Annotated in this window: 16 protein-coding genes; 7 read left to right on the top strand and 9 right to left on the bottom strand. The window is 43.0% G+C overall.

Features of this window, described 5'->3' with window-relative positions:
- Positions 1–330: 330 nt before the first annotated feature.
- From CSV60_RS10950 to CSV60_RS10940, 3 genes are read right to left on the bottom strand one after another with little or no spacing between them, the layout of a single operon-like run.
- On the bottom strand, positions 331–2103 hold the full coding sequence (locus CSV60_RS10950; protein WP_369823627.1) for an acyl-CoA dehydrogenase family protein: 1773 nt from the start codon (positions 2101–2103) through the stop codon (positions 331–333).
- 60 nt (positions 2104–2163) lie between these two features.
- The gene (locus CSV60_RS10945; protein ID WP_099637025.1) at positions 2164–3339 is read right to left on the bottom strand and encodes an acetyl-CoA C-acetyltransferase; all 1176 of its coding nucleotides are present in this window, start codon (positions 3337–3339) and stop codon (positions 2164–2166) included.
- A 26-nt stretch (positions 3340–3365) separates the two neighbouring features.
- Positions 3366–5750 carry a 3-hydroxyacyl-CoA dehydrogenase/enoyl-CoA hydratase family protein gene (locus CSV60_RS10940; protein ID WP_099637024.1) on the bottom strand — a complete coding sequence of 795 codons (2385 nt, stop codon included), beginning with the start codon at positions 5748–5750 and terminating at the stop codon, positions 3366–3368.
- Positions 5751–5958: 208 nt separating this feature from the next.
- On the opposite strand from CSV60_RS10940, the gene CSV60_RS10935 reads away from it, so the two are divergent.
- Both CSV60_RS10935 and CSV60_RS10930 read left to right on the top strand, forming a co-directional pair.
- Positions 5959–6279, top strand: coding sequence for a thioredoxin family protein (locus tag CSV60_RS10935; RefSeq protein ID WP_099630776.1), 321 nt, complete (start codon positions 5959–5961; stop codon positions 6277–6279).
- 157 nt (positions 6280–6436) lie between these two features.
- The gene (locus CSV60_RS10930) at positions 6437–6952 is read left to right on the top strand and encodes a C39 family peptidase (RefSeq protein ID WP_099637023.1); all 516 of its coding nucleotides are present in this window, start codon (positions 6437–6439) and stop codon (positions 6950–6952) included.
- On the opposite strand, the gene CSV60_RS10925 is transcribed toward CSV60_RS10930, so the two are convergent.
- A complete protein-coding gene (locus CSV60_RS10925; protein ID WP_099637022.1) occupies positions 6941–7828 on the bottom strand; it encodes a 5'-3' exonuclease in 888 nt (295 codons plus the stop codon). The two genes, CSV60_RS10930 and CSV60_RS10925, sit on opposite strands and share 12 nt — an antisense overlap.
- 115 nt (positions 7829–7943) lie before the next feature.
- On the opposite strand from CSV60_RS10925, the gene CSV60_RS10920 reads away from it, so the two are divergent.
- A complete protein-coding gene (locus CSV60_RS10920; protein ID WP_199175271.1) occupies positions 7944–8450 on the top strand; it encodes a hypothetical protein in 507 nt (168 codons plus the stop codon).
- A gap of 27 nt (positions 8451–8477) precedes the next feature.
- Complete coding sequence (locus CSV60_RS10915) at positions 8478–9107, top strand: hypothetical protein (RefSeq protein ID WP_099637021.1); 630 nt, start codon at positions 8478–8480, stop codon at positions 9105–9107.
- A gap of 169 nt (positions 9108–9276) precedes the next feature.
- Here the strand turns inward: CSV60_RS10915 and CSV60_RS10910 are convergent, their stop codons facing one another.
- The 4 genes from CSV60_RS10910 to CSV60_RS10895 all read right to left on the bottom strand — a co-directional run bounded on the left by CSV60_RS10910 (position 9277) and on the right by CSV60_RS10895 (position 12753).
- Positions 9277–9963, bottom strand: a complete 687-nt coding sequence (locus tag CSV60_RS10910) for a DNA alkylation repair protein (protein WP_099637020.1) — start codon at positions 9961–9963, stop codon at positions 9277–9279.
- Positions 9964–9987: 24 nt separating this feature from the next.
- Positions 9988–10401 carry a CotY/CotZ family spore coat protein gene (locus CSV60_RS10905; RefSeq protein WP_099637019.1) on the bottom strand — a complete coding sequence of 138 codons (414 nt, stop codon included), beginning with the start codon at positions 10399–10401 and terminating at the stop codon, positions 9988–9990.
- A 102-nt stretch (positions 10402–10503) separates the two neighbouring features.
- Positions 10504–11523, bottom strand: coding sequence for a YheC/YheD family endospore coat-associated protein (locus CSV60_RS10900; protein WP_099637018.1), 1020 nt, complete (start codon positions 11521–11523; stop codon positions 10504–10506).
- Between the two features lie 6 nt (positions 11524–11529).
- Entirely contained in the window at positions 11530–12753 is a 1224-nt protein-coding gene (locus CSV60_RS10895; RefSeq protein WP_099637017.1) for an ATP-grasp domain-containing protein, read from the bottom strand.
- A 313-nt stretch (positions 12754–13066) separates the two neighbouring features.
- On the opposite strand from CSV60_RS10895, the gene CSV60_RS10890 reads away from it, so the two are divergent.
- The 3 genes from CSV60_RS10890 to CSV60_RS10880 all read left to right on the top strand — a co-directional run bounded on the left by CSV60_RS10890 (position 13067) and on the right by CSV60_RS10880 (position 16754).
- Positions 13067–14467 carry an FAD-binding oxidoreductase gene (locus tag CSV60_RS10890; RefSeq protein WP_099637016.1) on the top strand — a complete coding sequence of 467 codons (1401 nt, stop codon included), beginning with the start codon at positions 13067–13069 and terminating at the stop codon, positions 14465–14467.
- Positions 14464–15438: a bile acid:sodium symporter family protein gene (locus tag CSV60_RS10885; protein ID WP_099637015.1), complete on the top strand. Its 975-nt coding sequence runs from the start codon at positions 14464–14466 to the stop codon at positions 15436–15438. Before CSV60_RS10890 ends, CSV60_RS10885 begins: the two co-directional genes overlap by 4 nt.
- A gap of 179 nt (positions 15439–15617) precedes the next feature.
- Positions 15618–16754 (top strand): CapA family protein, encoded by a 1137-nt coding sequence (locus tag CSV60_RS10880; protein WP_099637014.1) that lies wholly within the window; start codon positions 15618–15620, stop codon positions 16752–16754.
- Positions 16755–16820: 66 nt separating this feature from the next.
- On the opposite strand, the gene CSV60_RS10875 is transcribed toward CSV60_RS10880, so the two are convergent.
- Positions 16821–17393 (bottom strand): SCO family protein, encoded by a 573-nt coding sequence (locus CSV60_RS10875; RefSeq protein WP_099637013.1) that lies wholly within the window; start codon positions 17391–17393, stop codon positions 16821–16823.
- Positions 17394–17588 lie beyond the last annotated feature (195 nt).

Genomic DNA, 17588 nt, shown 5'->3' with positions numbered 1-17588 from the left:
CCATAGATGGAAATGAGTTTCAGTAGATTTATCGTTTAGGGCAAACGCTATCAGAGTGGATGAACTGTTGTGATGCAAAATCGGCAATTTTTCTCTCGGCCGGAAAATAGATCCTTCTGTAATGTTTTTGCATATGAAAATCTCCTAGACAAATGGATTTATTACGAATGTTTCTCAGTACATCACGGTTCCAAGTGATGTACTTTTTCGTTTAATAAATGGGATTTCAATTGAAGCTATTTAACTAGTTGCCGTTCACTCCGCTCCCCTAAACTTTACCTACCAAACCAAAAAACGCCCCACATAGGAGGCGTTCCGTCTAAACTATACTCAAACGATATACTTCTCTGCTTCGATCAACTTCTCTGCCGCTTCACGCTTCTTCGCAATCAAATTATACGGAGTATTACGAGTCAACTTGCGCAAAGCCGAAATCATCATACGCTGGTTGTCGCCGTCGACCGCTGCTAGCAACGTCTCTTTTGCTGCCGCTTCGATACGTCCGAACGCTTCCTGACAGAAAATCTGTGTATATAGAAGCTTTTGGTTCTCTTTCTCTTCACCATTCTTATTGATAGCCTTCTCCGTACGAAGCACTGCAGACTCCATACCGAATAAATCATTTGCAATATCTGCGATGTTCACAAGAATCTCTTGCTCCTGATCGAGCTTCGCCCCGTAGCGCTGTGCTGCAAGTCCCGCAACCAAGATACCGATCTTCTTCGCGTTCTTCACAAGCACCTTCTCTTGAGCCAATGCTTCGTCGCCCACTTCCTCCGGCATCAGCATTAACAACTCTTCTTGCAATGCTTGTGCTTGTTGAAGCAACGGCAATTCGCCTTTCATTGCTTTCTTCAAGAACGTGCCTGGAACGATCATACGGTTGATTTCATTCGTTCCTTCAAAGATACGGTTAATGCGGGAGTCACGGTAGATCCGCTCTACTTCATACTCCGCCATGAAACCGTAACCGCCGTGAATTTGAACGGCTTCGTCAGAGATATAGTCCAAAACTTCTGAACCTACCACTTTATTGATAGAACATTCAATTGCGTATTCAGCAATGGAAGCCGCCACTTTTGCGCCATCTTTTTGCTCTTCAGGAGTCATCGCCGCGTTCCGCTCTTCGAAGTAGCCAACCGTACGATAGATCAAACTTTCTGTCGCGTACAACTTAGAAGCCATTGTACCGAACTTTTCTTTCGTTAAGTTGAATGAAGAAATCGGTGTGTCAAACTGTTTACGCTGATTCGCATATTTGATAGCCAATTCCAGTGCACGTTTGGATCCGCCGATTGTACCTACTCCAAGCTTGTAACGGCCGATGTTCAAAATGTTGAACGCGATCACGTGGCCGCGACCAATTTCACCTAATAAGTTTTCAACAGGTACTTCCGCGTCTTCTAAGATCAATGTACGTGTAGAAGAGGATTTGATCCCCATTTTCTTCTCTTCTGGTCCTACGGAAACGCCTGGGTACTCTTTTTCCACAATAAATGCTGTGAATTTGTCGCCATCTACTTTTGCGTATACTACGAAGACATCGGCAAATGCAGAGTTCGTGATCCACTGCTTTTCACCGTTTAGTACATAGTGTGTACCCGCAGCGTTTAATTTAGCAGTAGTCTTCGCGCCTAGTGCGTCCGACCCTGAGCTCGGCTCTGTCAATGCATAAGCCGAAATTTTTGCTCCACTTGCAGAGTTCGGCAAGTACTTCATTTTTTGCTCATGGTTACCGAATAACACGATCGGCAATGTACCGATTCCTACGTGTGCACCGTGGGTAATCGAAAAGCCGCCTGCTACGGATAGTCTCTCCGCGATCAATGCCGATGAAATCTTGTCCAGCGCGAGACCTTCATACTCTTCCGGAATATCCGCTGCTAGAAGTCCTAGATCTCCAGCTTTCTTCAGCAACGTTACGGAGTTTTCAAACTCGTGGTTCTCTAGCTTTTCAATTAACGGCATTACGTCGTTTTTTACGTACTCTTCCGTTGTTTTGGCAATCATCTTTTGCTCATCTGTAAAATCCTCCGGTGTGAAAACGCGACTAGCGTCCATGTCCTCAGTTAAAAATGCTCCACCTTTTACGAATTCTGTCATAGTAGTTCCCTCCATAGCTTTAGTCATATAATTTCCCCCAATTTGTCTGTCAGTTTATTTTTATAAAACTTCGTACACTCCAGCTGCTCCCATTCCGCCACCGATACACATCGTGACGACACCGTACTTTTTGCCTTGGCGTTTCAATTCATTAATTAATTTCAAAGTCAAAATCGTTCCTGTTGCACCTAGTGGGTGACCTGACGAAATCGCTCCACCATTGACGTTCACTTTATCCGTATCCAATCCAAGTTCGCGAATCACAGCGAGTGACTGAGATGCGAATGCTTCATTGAGCTCAAAAAGGTCGATGTCTTCAATAGATAGACCGGCTAGTTTCAACGCTTTCGGCACAGCTACTATCGGTCCAATCCCCATCACTTCTGGTGGAACGCCGCCTACTGCGAATGAAAGAAATTTTGCTAACGGCTGTAGTCCACGCTCTTCAGCCACTTCTCTATCCATTAATAAAACCATTCCCGCCCCGTCAGAAGTTTGTGAAGCGTTACCTGCCGTTACGGAACCTTGCGCTGCGAATGCCGGACGTAATTTTCCGAGTATTTCAGTCGTTGTCCCTTGACGTACACCTTCATCCATTTCGAATAAAATGGTTTTTTCCTGATACTTGCCGTCCGCGTCGACAAAACGTTTCGTTACTTCAACGGGTACAATCTCATCGACAAATTTGTCTTCTTTGATTGCGGCTTCCGTACGTTTATGTGATTCAACTGCGAACGCATCCTGATCTTCACGGGAAATCCCGTATTTCTGCGCCACTTGCTCCGCTGTATGCCCCATTCCCATATAGTATTCCGGTGCGTCTTCCGCCAGTTTATAGTTCGGACGAATCGTATTGCCCATCATCGGGACCATGCTCATCGATTCTACGCCACCTGCTAACACTGCTTCGGAGTGACCCAGCATGATGCGTTCTGCCGCATACGCGATTGACTGCAAACCGGATGAACAAAAACGGTTGACTGTTACAGCTGGTGTCGTGTCGGGTAAACCTGCCAACGCACCGATATTACGCGCGACATTCATTCCTTGCTCTGCTTCTGGCATCGCACAACCGATGATTAAATCGTCGATTGGTCCATCATAATTCCCTGCACGCTTCAATGTTTCCTTTATAGTCAACGCCCCAAGATCATCCGGACGGACAGTTGCCAACGAACCTTTTCCTGCTTTTCCAATCGGTGTTCGAGCACCGGCTACAATTACTGCTTCGCGCATTCTGTTTCCTCCTTTAGCTATCCTCATCAGTTACGTAACGGTTTCCCCTTGACCAGCATATGCTGCATACGCTGCTGTGATTTCGGTTCTGCCACTAAACTTAAAAATGCTTCGCGTTCCAAATCAAGTAAGTACTGCTCATCGACACGTGTACCATACGGAATTTTTCCGCCTGACAGTACGTAAGCGAGTTTCTTCGCAATCTTTAAATCATGTTCGCTAATGAATCCAGAAATGAACATCCCTTCAGCTGCTAGCAATAATGTCGCATAGCCTGAGTCACCTGTTACAGGAACTTTCGCTCTCTTCGGCGCTACATAGCCCGCTTCATATAATGACAAAGCGGCCTGCTTCGCGTCGTAGATCAGATGATCCGGATTGACACTTATGCCGTCTGCAAAGTCGAGGAAGTTGTTCTCTCTTGCCTCTTCAGCAGAGGTCGACGTTTTCGCCATCGCAATGGATTCAAATACTTTATTCGCAATATATTGATAATCAATAGGTACACCGTTCGGTAAACCTTTTAAGTGCTTCTGATACAAGTTGACGTTTCCGCCACCACCTGGAATCAAGCCTACCCCTACTTCAACCAGTCCCATATACGTTTCCATTGACGCCTGAATATGTGCAGCTGGAAGACAAACTTCTGCCCCGCCACCTAGCGTCATTTGAAATGGTGCCGCGACAACCGGTTTCCCGCTATATTTGATCTTCAACATGGCATTTTGGAATGAACGGATAATAAAGTCGAGTTCAAAGATATTATCATCTTGTGCTTCCATTAAAATCATGCCAAGGTTTGCACCGACACAGAAGTTTTTCCCTTGATTGCCGATTACAAGCCCTTTGAAATTCCGCTCCACTTCGTCTACAGCGAAGTGGATCATCTGAATAATGTCCAAGCCAATCGCATTCGATGGTGAATGGAATTCAAGTAATGCGATGCCGTCTCCAAGGTCGATCAAGCTTGCGCCAGAATTTTTCTTGATGACACCGTGTTTTTTCTTATACTGCTTCAAGTTAATCGCTTTCTCATTCACTTGTACCATCTGATAGTCCGTGCCATCGAAGTAGTACGTATCGCCATTCTCTTCTTTATAAAAAGTTTCATAGCCTTTATCGAGCAATGACTGTACGAGTGTAGGAATTTCCTTTCCTTCTTCTTTCAGCATGTCTACAGACTTCTTCACGCCGATCGCGTCCCAAATTTCAAATGGCCCTTGCGTCCAGCCGAAGCCCCATTTCATTGCGTTGTCGATCGAAACGATATCGTCTGCAATTTCGCCATGAAGTTGTGCAGCATATAGCATCGTCGGTGTTAACGTATTCCACAAAATCTCGCCTGCACGATCTTTTGCATACAGTAACGTCTTGACTTTATTAGCTAGTCCTTTTTGCTGTTTCGCCATTTCTATTGAAGGCGCTTTCATTTTCTGTGTAGGAACATATTCAAATGTCTTCATATCCAATTCCATAATGTCTCGGCCTTTTTTTACATAGAAGCCTTGTTTTGCTTTCGCACCGATCCAACCATTATCGATCATTTTCGTTACGACATCAGGTAGTTCAAATATTTTTTGCTCTTCACCCGTCGTTTGATCGTAGACGTTTTTCGCAACGTGCATATACGTATCCAGTCCCACAACATCTAATGTGCGGAATGTGGCGGATGTCGGACGGCCGATCAATGTACCTGTAATCGAATCGATTTCTCCGATTGTATAACCGCGTTCTAGCATTTCATGCACTGTCACTTGTAAACCATACGTACCAATTCGGTTAGCAATAAAATTTGGAGTATCTTTTGCGATCACGACTCCCTTACCTAAACGATCCTCACCGAACACTGTCATGAACTCTACAACTTCAGGCGATGTTGCTTGTGTAGGAATAATCTCAAGTAATTTTAAGTATCTTGGAGGATTGAAGAAGTGCGTTCCTAGAAAGTGCTTCTGAAAATCTTCCGAACGTCCTTCTGTCATCGCTTCAATACTGATACCTGATGTATTGGATGAAATGATGGTGCCTGGTTTTCGCACATTTTCAATCTTTTCATATAAATTCTTTTTAATATCCAAGTTTTCTACAACGACTTCAATGATCCAATCTACGTCTTTTAATTGATCCAAATGGTCCTCGAAGTTTCCGGGTGTAAGTAATGACAAGCTCTTTTTCGTTGTGAGAGGAGCCGGTTTTTGTTTTTGTAACTTCTCCAACGCTGTAGCCGCGAATTTATTGCGGAATTGCGGATTATCATATGTTAAGCCTTTTGCCTCGTCATCTGCACCTAATTTCGGTGGTACGATATCTAGTAATAGTACGGGAATGCCTATATTCGCCAAGTGTGCTGCGATACCAGAACCCATAACTCCAGATCCTAAAACTGCCGCTTTTCTAATTTGATAAGTCACGTGCAATCCTCCCCTTATGTTTCTTGAATGAACGCTCATTCATTTATTGTGTAAAAAAAATACGCGTTGCCTATAATTGCTAGTATAAATCATTTGAAATTATTTCGCAATATTTATTTTGTATTTTATCAGACTTTTTAAAATAAGCAATTTAATACCAAACCTTCTCTATTCATTGTACACTATTTACTGAATGGAGGCGATTTTGATGAAAGAAATTAAAACAGCTACGGAGTTTGAAGAAATCATTGCGAGTGACCAACCAGTACTCGTGAAGTTTGAAGCAGACTGGTGCCCAGACTGTAAGCGTATGGATATGTTCATTGATCCAATCGTTGAAAAATACGATACATACACATGGTATGAAGCGGATCGCGACGTTATTCCTGAAATTGCTGAAAAGTATGAAGTAATGGGAATCCCAAGTTTGTTAGTCTTCCAAAATGGCGAGAAGCATGCACATCTACATAGTGCGTTTGCGAAGTCACCTGAACAAGTTACGGAGTTTTTAGACGAAGTGAAGATTTGAAGATGATAGGTGAAAATGCTGAGAGCCAATAGGTTCTCAGCATTTGCTTTATAGAGCGGTTGTGGTCTTCTTGTATGAGCGAGTACGCAACAACTATGAGCGCCACACATCCCCCCCTTCACAAACAACAACTTTCCGTAGAAAGAAGGAGTTCTTCATGTCCAAATACATAGAAGTAAAAGGCAAATCCCAATATGACAACGACATTGGACCAAGCTACCGTCCGTCGGCTTGTGGACCTGTTACAGCGTATGTTTTGTTGCGTCATTTCTTTCCCTCTGGACCAATTCCTTCTATTAATGAGCTATATCGAACATTAGGTAGTACGAAGATTGGTTTGCCTACTTGGCGCTTTGTTCGTCAGCTGAACCGATTGCTCGGCTCGCAATGGCATGTGAAAGTTTGTCATGTGCAGCAGGCGATTGAACAGATCGATGAAGACCGTCCCGTTGCGGTAAAATTTGATAAGTGGTTCAAGTTCAAATGGTGTAGTCGTTTTTCATTTGATTATCATTGGGTCGTGATGGTCGGGTATGAATATGTAGAGAATCAACTGCATGTACTCGTTCATGACCACGGTGGCAGAAAGCGCGCGAGTCGTGTACGCTCCATTCCCTATGAACCGAATAAAAAGATTTTGACGTTTGTTAAGATCGAACCGTTAAAACGGTGAATCAGGTAATCCTTGTTTAGCAATCATGGAATATCCTAGTTCGTCCATCACGTTAGCTGTTTCTGCAGTGAACTCGGGAATGATCAATTCTTCTAAAGGATCATCGAGTTTGATTTCACAATGAATGGTTGCAAGCTCCTTCGAAATCATGAGCATTTCCTCTTCTGCATTTAGCTTCTTCTGGACACCGGCTGTTAATCTTTCTCTTGCCGCGAGCACACCATCGACCGAACCATACTCCTGTATGAGCTTCAATGCCGTCTTTGGCCCAATCCCCTTCACTCCAGGGTAGCCGTCACTAGAATCCCCAGTAAATGCTTTCATGTCAATGAATTGCTTAGGAGTAATTCCATACTCTTCTATAAAACGAGCTTCCGTGTATTCATCATACTGCGTGAAGCCTTTTTTCGTCAGCGCAATCGACACATTCGGCTGGAGTAACTGTAGTAAATCTTTGTCTCCCGACACTACTGTCAATTTCGCTTCTTCTTTCCACGTTTCAATCAGCGAACCAATCAGATCATCCGCTTCCATATTCTTGATTCCATAACTCTTCCACCCTAGTGTTTCCGACACTTCCCTTGCCATATCGAACTGGGGAATTAATTCCGGTGCAGGTGCGGGGCGATGCGCTTTATAGTCTGCGAATAATTCATTACGGAATGTTTTGGATCCCATATCCCAACACACCGCCAAATGTGTCGGCTGGAAAATCGAAATGGCACTCATCGTATGTCGTGCAAATCCTTGCACGCCATTCGTTGGTACATCCGATGCATTGCGGAAAAACTGTCCGCTATGTGCCGTCGCAAAAAATGAACGGAATAACAATGCCATTCCATCCACTACTAAAATATGCGATTTATTTTCATTCATTCTATTCCACTTCCTTTGTCTTTAGTTTAGCACAGCTGTCGAACGAAGAGATAATAAGGTCAAATAACCAACAGACTGCATATGATAAAACGAATAGAAAAGGAGGCGTAAAAAGTTGAATCCACAAGATGAATTTATGAGGTATCCGCAATATACAGATCCATATTGGCAAGGTGCTGATCCGCAAGGCTTCTCCACAGCACAATCGTTTTCTTCATGGCAACCTTGGTTCCCAGGTATGCAATGGTTTCCGAGTATGCCCGGCTTCCCTGGATCACCGAGCTTTCCACAGCAACCGAATTTCCCTGGACAGCAACCAGGTCGGCCAGGGAATCCGGGATCGCCAAATCAAGGTGGTCAGGCGGTAGCCCCTACTTCCCCGCCACCAAATCAAATACCGAGCTATCCAGAATTTCAGATGTTCGCGGTAGACCCAGGTGCCATCGCAGGTTGTTTGTATCGCTTTACGTATGTATGGACTTCACGACGTAATGGATTCTGGTTTTATCCGACATTTGTCGGTCGACAATCTGTCGCAGGGTTTCAGTGGAATTCACGCAGATTCCGCTGGGAGTATATAGGCATTGATTTGCAACGTATTGATCAGTTTCGTTGTGTGTGAAATTAGTCTAAATGAAGGAGTGATCGTTTGAATCAGCAGGATGAAGGCATGTGGTATCCGAAGCTACCTGACGGATACCCAGGTCAGCAGAATGAAGCACACCATCAACAGTATCACCCACAATATGGCCAACAACAACAACAACAACAGGGGTGGCCAAGTGGATATCCAGGATACCCGCCACCCAATCAACAAAATCCGCAATGGCCGCCTGGTTATCCAGGGTATCCACAGCAACATCAGCCCGGTTATCCAAATTATCCTCATCAACCCGCCTATCCGGGGCACTCGGGGTACCCTGGCCAGCATGGATATCCAGGACATCATCAACAGCATGACAACCACGGTCATCACCAAGACCCCCATCACCATGGACAGCCAGGAGGTCATCCACAGCAAAGTGCACCGACTTCCGCTCCTCCAAATCAAATACCGAGCTATCCCGACGCTCAACTACGCGCAGTTGATCCGGGCGGCATAGCAGGCTGCTTGTACCGTTATACGTATGTATGGACTTCGCGAAACAAAGGGTTCTGGTACTACCCGACATTCGTTGGCAGAACTTCAATTGCTGGGTATCGATGGGATCCACGACGGTACCGCTGGGAATATTATGGGTTAGACTTGCAAAAAATCGATTCATTCAGATGTATGTGAATTGAAATGTAGCGATTAGAAATTGTTCTAAGAGAAGCCTGACGATTTGTCAGGTTTCTCTTATTTTTTATCGAGCTCCATACTTTTCTTTATACTTTACGATCTGAATAACAGCTTTTTGTAAAGCCGTATTCACAACTAAAAACCTAGTCACAAGACTAGGTTTTTGTCAGCGCCTTTTCATACTGCGAAGTACCTTCTTCGTCTCTTGATCTACACGCGTCGACTCTATGATTTTCTGTAACGCTTTATTATACGTAAATACATCCAATGAATTTTTCCCAGCCAAATAATGTAGTGTGGGGTCAGGCAACTTTACAAAATAACTAGACAACGCCCAAGCAACTGCCATTTTGACATAATATCCTTCATGGTGCACACGATCTAGCAAGCCGAGTACTCTGTCGATATAGTCGGGGTCAATATAATAAACGAGCGACATGACAATACCGAAGCGAAGTTCATATTCTTTCTCCGAAACTACATATGGTTGGAGGAATGACCAAACACGTTCCTTATGTTGTTTGGTCATTTTCAACCCCGAACAAAAACTATCGCAAACGGACCAGTTATCTATTTTCGGAACAAATTTTGCTACGTACGTCAAAAGCTCTTCGACATCTGCTTTTACGTAACCAATAACTAAGCCTTGTAACATCACTTCTTCAAAATACTCATCATTGGCTGTCTGTAGATACGTCCGCCAATCATCTTTTGCAATCCCTTTTGCAAGTTTACGAAGTGCTGGCATTCGCACGCCAAGAATATTTTCATTCGTCGGTATGAGTGTGGATGAAAACTTCTGATAGTCAGTATCTATTTGTTCAAACAGTTGTTTTCTAATTATATTGTGCATATAAGTTCACCTGTTAGTTTGTATTTATTTTTTCGGTTCAATAGTAGGTAATTTTTTATCAACTAGCTTAGGAGAAAGTGGTGTGATGGTGCAAAAACAATTGATATTGACTATAATACAGCTTTTCGTCTTCCGAAGGGAGTAAAATTCTTCGCAAATGTCTACTGGGTTGCCTTCCATATCGACTGGCTCCAGTAAAGTTAAGGTTGCACAGCATGTGTCTATATCGAATTTTTCCAATCTGAAATAAGGGGTCTTTATACATTTATAATGGGCGCTAAATGGTGTGTGTAATTCGCAGTCGTGAAGTGTAAAGGGTATCGTATCGAAGACAGGAAACGAACAGACGTATTGAAATCCTTGACAGAATGTAGCCATCAACTCTTGTTCTTTTAGTAATCTTTTCATCGCAATACAAATTGCACTTGGGTTATTCATTTTTTCACCTACCCTTCCTATACGTTTCTACTATATATATGACAAAGCCCTAAGAAAGGTTAGGTGCGGACAGACATCAATGGATAATGCTTGGAATAAACATCAGGTCGATTTATGTTGATTGGCAACATACACGGCATAAGGAACAAGGTTTTTCGCTATAGTAAATGCGAGTTCCTCATTTCCTGGTCTCCAATTCACTTCGAATATCCAAAGCTTATTATTTTCGTCGACACCTATATCAATTCCGAGCTCATCAAATTCTATGTCGTAAGTACTTTCGAATTCATTGGTGAAACGGTCAGCAAACTTCTCTAAAGTCTGTCTCATATTCCTTCGTTCATCGCCAAATTCCCTTTCTAAAAACGATCGAAACGTCCCCATACTGCCTCCACGAGCAAGATTACTCGTCACTCTATCCATCGTACCGATCCGGGGGTAAATGATCGAAATCATCCATTTTCCTTCCCCATCTTTCTGAACATGTAGTCTGAAATCATAGGGATTCCCGTCTTTCGTTCGGCAGGATATATACGGCTGGACCAAGTAAGCTTGCTCACGGAGTAAGTCTTGAATACTGGAAAGTAGTTGTTCGCGATTTTGGGTCGTCTGTTCCGTATCAATTATCGTATGGAAACGCTCTCCATCTTGCTCGATGAACCAAATCCCCCTTCCTTGACTGCCGGATACTGGTTTCATAATCACTTTTTTATATTTCTTCATAGTGTCTAACACATCTTCAGGTTGATCAATCCGTATCGACGGGATTAAATAATCTACAAATTCGGGCATTTTACTGATCCTTCTATAGACACTCATTTTATTGCCGACAGAGTGTGAAGTGAAAGGAACAATCTTACTTAATTTAGTGTAGACATCAATGTCCTCATCGGTCTTCATGCCGCAAGCATTGTATATGACATCGGGAAACTTCATGTCTTGTTCTATCCACTGACCTTCTTCATATACATAACCCGAGATTACGTTCGCTTCAAAATTAACGCCTTGTGGCGAAAAGTAGTAAAAATCCACTCCTTCCATTTTAGCAACGGCTGCCCAGGCAAAGGCTTTATCTACTTTGCTCGGGTGTTTCCTTGAATGCAACATCCCCACTGTAACCATCTGCTCTCACTCCTCATTAGATTCTATATAAAACTTGATATTCTTTGCGGCATGCATGGCATTTCGTTTCGCTTTTGATGCGGTATCACCAGAAGCTATGACATAGCCATACCGACTGCCCATTGATATCGGCGGTGTCATGAATGTACCTTTACGTGGTTTCACGTAGACCTCCCGCACGCCTTCACGCTTCATTGCATAATTTTTCCCTGTCACTTTCAACAGCGTGCCATACGTGTTCACGGTAATATAATGCGTATAGATATGATGTTCGTGTCTTCTTTTCAAATTGATTTCTTCACCCATAAAGAGCTTTAACGTCTCTTCCATCAAATTAATACCAAAGGCCTCTTCGATCATGCGATTCATGGCGCCACCCGATATTCGTGGATTCAACTCAATCAACTTCCAGGTATCCCTGACATATCGTAACTCGAGATGACAGGCGACATTTTTTGCTCCGAGGTCGTTACAAATCGATTCCACTGCGCTAACAAGCTTGGCATATAGCTTGCTCTCTAGTGATAGCTGAATATCATAACCGGTAATGATGAACTTCAAGTCTTTTTGGATATCCTGTTTAATTACCGCAACTAGATGGAGCTCTCCTTCCACTACCACAAGTTCAACCAAATACTGTGGGCCGTCCAAATACTCTTCAATGACAATCTGCTGAGATGGATAGTTTTTCAACATACTTTTCATGACACGCGTCATTTCTCTTCGATCTTCTACGAGGTACACATCTCTTGACGCCTTTGACAGTGGCGATTTGATGATAAGGGGAAATGTCTCTTGCTCGCTGATGAACTGCTTCAAATCTGTCGTTGGCTCAAAAACCATAAATTTGGGTGTCACTTCGTTTTGAGCCAATGCTGTTCTAGTTAACACTTTATCCTCCATTTTCAAATAGGCATCAGCAGAAATTCCTGCTTGGCAAAATTCATTTGCGAGATGCGCGGTCATCGATACAAATGGATCTACAAAACTAAAAATCCCTTTCAGCTTTAATCCCAACTTCTGTATTGCATAAATATGTTCTCGGATTGCTTCTTCCGTTATGCGATCAATATGAATCATTTGCGTAACTTCCGGAAACTCCTCTCTTTGATCGATAAATCTCGCATTCTCGGTTAACAACACCGTGGCGTAGCCTAACCTTTCTGCCGCCTTTATAGCTTCTCTGCTCGAACCACTCTTCGTGGTTTCCACAAACAAAATCGTATTCATTTCACACACTCCTTAGCCAAAGCCTGTTCATCATTTGTATGTGTTAATAAGAATACAAACAAAACAGTCAGTTATTTTTGCGTTCCTTTATTCATATGAAAGGTTACTGCTAGTCAGATAGGCCTTCGAACATGCGTGAATATAGTTTTTATGCTTATGAAACATTGAATAAAAATAGCAAAATGAGTGAACTATCGTTGAATTATTCAGATTAATAAGTATAATAGTATAATGTCCGATACACTAGTTATAAAATTCCAATCAGTAGAACTACTTTCACCATCACTAATTCACCTTTAAGGAGAGAACAACTATGACAATGACTACTGAAAAAATCGTCCAGGCTTTACAAGACGTATTAACCGAACAACAAGTGACCATCAACGAAACCGTGCGTGAACTCCACGGAAAAGACGAATCCTACCATACGATGAAATTACCTGATATTGTCGTGTTCCCTTCTTGCACTGACGATGTAGTTAAAATTATGCGCGTATCGAAAGAGTGTAACGTAGCGGTCATACCATTCGGACTCGGCTCGAGCCTAGAAGGTAGTGTTATTCCCGATAATGGGGGCATCACAATAGATTTTTCAAACATGAACGCGATTCTAGACGTACGCGCGGAAGATTTCCTCGTTACGGTCCAACCAGGCGTCACACGTACTCAATTAAATAAAGAACTGAAGAAACATGGATTGTTTTTCTCTGTCGATCCAGGGGCAGACGCGACACTTGGCGGCATGGCGGCAACGAATGCTAGCGGCACGACTTCCGTCAAATACGGCGTCATGCGCGATCAAGTACGTGACCTCGAAGTGGTCTTAGCAGATGGCACGGTCATCCATACCGGTAATAAAGCGGCTAAATCTGCATCTGGACTTCATTTAAACGGATTATTTGTTGGCTCAGAAGGAACACTCGGTTGCTTCACTGAGCTGACACTACGCGTATATGGTATTCCTGAATTCATAACAGCCGCCCGTGCCTCGTTCCCTACCGTACATGACGCAGTTGAGGCAGTCGTTTCTATCTTGCAAGCAGGCATTCCGATTGCACGGGTAGAATTGGTGGATGAGCCTTCTATTAAACAAGCGAATATCTTCAGTGAAACGCATTATCAAGAAAAGCCCACATTGTTCCTGGAATTCCATGGCAATGAAGCGGGGTTACAACAAGATGTCGAATTTACAAAAGAAATTGTTGCAGATCATCAGTGCACAACTATCGAATTTGAAACCGACAATGCAGAACGCAATCGACTATGGGAAGCTCGTCACAATCTGGCCTATGCCTATATTCATGGAAATCCCGGCAAAAAACTCATGGTCACAGACGTCTGCCTACCGATTTCCGAACTGGCGGACGCGGTCAATCATGCACGTGAAGTAGTCGAGTCACTTGAAATGCCAGGGGGAATCGTTGGCCACGTAGGCGATGGCAACTTCCACGTATTGCTGATGATGGATATGAATGATCCAGCGGAACTAGCGAAAGCCGACGAACTAAACGAAAAAATCGTTCGCTATGCACTGGAACGTGGCGGTACATGTACCGGAGAGCACGGCGTCGGAATCGGCAAACAGAAATACCAGCAACAAGAACATGGCGCTGCACTTCTTGTCATGCAGAAAATCAAACGAGCTCTCGACCCGGATCACTTACTCAATCCAAATAAAATTTTTCACCTTGATTCCGAGGTGACGAAACGATGAAAGCACTCGAAACAATCGGCTCTATCGCCGGAAAGTACTTTGCATTTTGGGTCATCCTGGTCGCTGTGATCGCGTTCCTGTTTCCAAATCCTTTCCTCGGATTGGGTGCATATATCACGATTTTACTCGGTGTTGTCATGTTCGGAATGGGACTGACGTTACGTGCAGTGGACTTCAAAATCATTTTGACCAATCCACTACCTGTAATCATTGGCGTAGCCGCTCAATTTGTTGTGATGCCACTCGCTGCTTTCGGTCTTGCTTATTTATTGAAGCTACCTCCTGAACTAGCAGCTGGTCTTGTATTGCTAGGATCTGTTCCAGGGGGCACTGCTTCAAACGTCATGGTCTATCTAGCGAAAGGAAATCTTGCATTATCTGTTGCGATGACATCCCTTTCCACTCTATTGGCACCACTTGTCACGCCGCTATTATTACTAGTGTTAGCCGGTCAATGGCTACCCGTAGATGCGTTGTCGATGTTTAAGTCAATCGTCCAAGTCATCATCATTCCCATTGTGCTAGGACTACTCATTCAACGATTTTTCCCGCAAGCGGTTGCGAAAAGTGTATCGGTCGTACCGATCATTTCAGTTGTTGCGATCCTGATCATTGTCGCTGCAGTTACTTCCGCCAACACAGGCAATGTCGCAAGCTCAGGTCTAATCGTATTCATCGCCGTATTCTTGCATAACGGGATCGGATTACTTCTCGGTTATTTGATTGCACTTGGTCTCGGATTGAACGAAAACGACAGACGGGCAATTTCACTCGAAGTCGGCATGCAAAACTCGGGACTTGGCGTTGCACTCGCAACTGCGCACTTCGGTCCACTTGCCGCACTTCCAAGTGTTTGGGGTGCGATCTGGCATAATATCTCTGGTCCCATTCTTGCGACGATTTGGTCGAAGAAGCCGACGAAGGATAGTGAAGAACAGAAAGTCTTGCCTCAAACAAACGTACAGGTTTAAAGAAACTACGCCATGCCTCGATTCCCATGTCGATGTATGGCGTTTTTTATCTATAAAAGTAGAGAAAAATAATATATTATTACAATTTACAAATTTCATTGTTTACTATTCTACTAGTGTGCTATCGTTAGTTTTAGAGACTGACAAGAAATAGTCATTATAGATATGGAGAGATTTTTGTGAACAGAAAATGGCTTGTTGCATCACTAGGTTTTATTTGGATTATAGGTGGTCTAATTTTATGGAACGATTGGAATAATAGAGAATTTGCATTATCGACTAAAACGGATGTGCAAACACCACAGAATGCGGCCAAAGATACGTCTGAAAAATTGACTGAAGTAGAATCAGATCAAAAACTAGAAGAAACGATTATTCATACGGCGACAATCGGTATGGTTGGCGATGTATTATTACATAATCCAATTTATACATATCCTAACTTCGATTTTGCATTCGAAGCGGTAAAAGAGAAGATGGCTAGTATTGACTTTCTCTTGGCCAATCAGGAATCTATGCCTGGCGGTGTCGAACTTGGTTTATCTACCTATCCAAAATTCAACAGTCCAAAACATATACTCCCCGCTTTACAAGATGTTGGTGTTGATATGGTTTCATTCGCCAACAATCACACATTCGACAAAGGGGAAAATGGTGTGCGCAAGGCGATTGAACATGCGCAACAATATGGCATGCAGTATGTAGGGGCTTATGAATCTTTTAAAGACCGCAAAACAGAACGGATTGTCGAAGTTAACGGTATCAAAATCGGTGTACTCGCTTATACGTACGGTACAAATGTAAAGCTAGACTTGCAAGACAAAGAGTACTTGGTCAACTATATTGATCGTGAACGAATGGAAAATGAAATTCAGCAAATGAAGCCAAAGGTAGACGTGACGATCGTATCCTTACATTGGGGTCCCGAGTATCAACTCGAAACGTCCGAAGATCAAGCGGAACTTGCACAATTCGTTTCGGATGCGGGTGCTGATGTACTATTCGGACATCACCCACATGTTTTACAACGCTATGGAGAAGTAGGAAATACTAAAGTATTCTTCTCGCTCGGCAATTTCTATTCTGCCCAACCGTTCGATTATACAAACTTCGGTGGAATCGCGAGACTGTCTGTAACGAAAGAACAAACGGGTGATCAAAAGACTGTAACTATCGAAGATCCACGCTTCTTCCCGACTGGCGTCATTAAAGATCAAGAGAAGCGCTTTAAAGTCGTTCCTCTTAATAAAGCCAATACAACCATTCATTACACGGAAGAATGGGTAGAAAACCATGTCGGTGTACCGAAATGGTAAGTAGATAAAACAAATAACGCCTTTCTAATCAAGTGATTAGAAAGGCGTTATTTTTGACGTATTTCTTTATTTCCCTAACACGGTCTTTACATCCTCTATCAACAATTCATTCTCCGTCGCTGTTAGGCCATCATATCTTTTCACAATTTCACCGTCAGGATTAACTAAATAAAAATAATAGCTATGCGCACGTTGGTCTAAAGCTCCACTTTCCAATATAGAAAGGAAGGTATTTCTTGATAATTCCTGAATCGTTTCAAAATCATAACCTGTCAAAAAACTCATCGTACGGAGATCTGCTCCAAAATCTGCAGCATAGTTCCTTAATACTTCGGGTGTATCATTTTCAGGATCTATACCGAATGAGATAATACGAGGTTCCAAACCCTCTTCCTTTAATCTCTCTTGAACACCGACCATATTAGCGGTCGTTCTTGGGCATACGGTGATGCAGTTGGTATAGGAGAAATAAGCAATCCACCAGTCGCCTTTTAAATCCTTCAAGCCAAGCGGTTGGTCGTCCTGTGTAGTAAATTCAAAGTCTGGCATAGTTTCGGACATATTCGTTTCGATCTTCTTATTGCAGCCACTTAACATAAGAATGGTTGTACATAGAAGAATAGCCATTTTTACTTTCATTAAGATCCTCCTTCGTTTCGTATGACGCAATACATAAAGTGATTTTCCCACAACTAACTCCTGTATATTATTGCTCGTTTTTTAGTACATCATTTATTCCAACCTAACGTACTTGAATAGTTTTACTTGATAACATACAAAGCGACACTGTATTACAGTCTACTACTTCTTCACTTACAAAATCAAAAAACTCAA

It is taken from the genome of Sporosarcina sp. P7 (genome assembly GCF_002743425.1).
In the GTDB taxonomy this organism is placed as follows: Bacteria; Bacillota; Bacilli; order Bacillales_A; family Planococcaceae; genus Sporosarcina.
The sequence above is the reverse complement of the archived record's forward strand: the minus strand, read 5'-3'. Positions and strand labels throughout refer to the sequence as shown.

Excerpts from the sequence above, each read along its gene's own strand:
- CSV60_RS10950 (WP_369823627.1), bottom strand. The coding sequence starts at position 2,103 with ATGACAGAATTCGTAAAAGGTGGAGCATTTTTAACTGAGGACATGGAC.
- CSV60_RS10945 (WP_099637025.1), bottom strand. The coding sequence starts at position 3,339 with ATGCGCGAAGCAGTAATTGTAGCCGGTGCTCGAACACCGATTGGAAAA.
- CSV60_RS10935 (WP_099630776.1), top strand. The coding sequence starts at position 5,959 with ATGAAAGAAATTAAAACAGCTACGGAGTTTGAAGAAATCATTGCGAGT.
- CSV60_RS10930 (WP_099637023.1), top strand. The coding sequence starts at position 6,437 with ATGTCCAAATACATAGAAGTAAAAGGCAAATCCCAATATGACAACGAC.
- CSV60_RS10925 (WP_099637022.1), bottom strand. The coding sequence starts at position 7,828 with ATGAATGAAAATAAATCGCATATTTTAGTAGTGGATGGAATGGCATTG.
- CSV60_RS10910 (WP_099637020.1), bottom strand. The coding sequence starts at position 9,963 with ATGCACAATATAATTAGAAAACAACTGTTTGAACAAATAGATACTGAC.
- CSV60_RS10905 (WP_099637019.1), bottom strand. The coding sequence starts at position 10,401 with ATGAATAACCCAAGTGCAATTTGTATTGCGATGAAAAGATTACTAAAA.
- CSV60_RS10900 (WP_099637018.1), bottom strand. The coding sequence starts at position 11,523 with ATGGTTACAGTGGGGATGTTGCATTCAAGGAAACACCCGAGCAAAGTA.
- CSV60_RS10895 (WP_099637017.1), bottom strand. The coding sequence starts at position 12,753 with ATGAATACGATTTTGTTTGTGGAAACCACGAAGAGTGGTTCGAGCAGA.
- CSV60_RS10890 (WP_099637016.1), top strand. The coding sequence starts at position 13,067 with ATGACAATGACTACTGAAAAAATCGTCCAGGCTTTACAAGACGTATTA.
- CSV60_RS10885 (WP_099637015.1), top strand. The coding sequence starts at position 14,464 with ATGAAAGCACTCGAAACAATCGGCTCTATCGCCGGAAAGTACTTTGCA.
- CSV60_RS10875 (WP_099637013.1), bottom strand. The coding sequence starts at position 17,393 with ATGAAAGTAAAAATGGCTATTCTTCTATGTACAACCATTCTTATGTTA.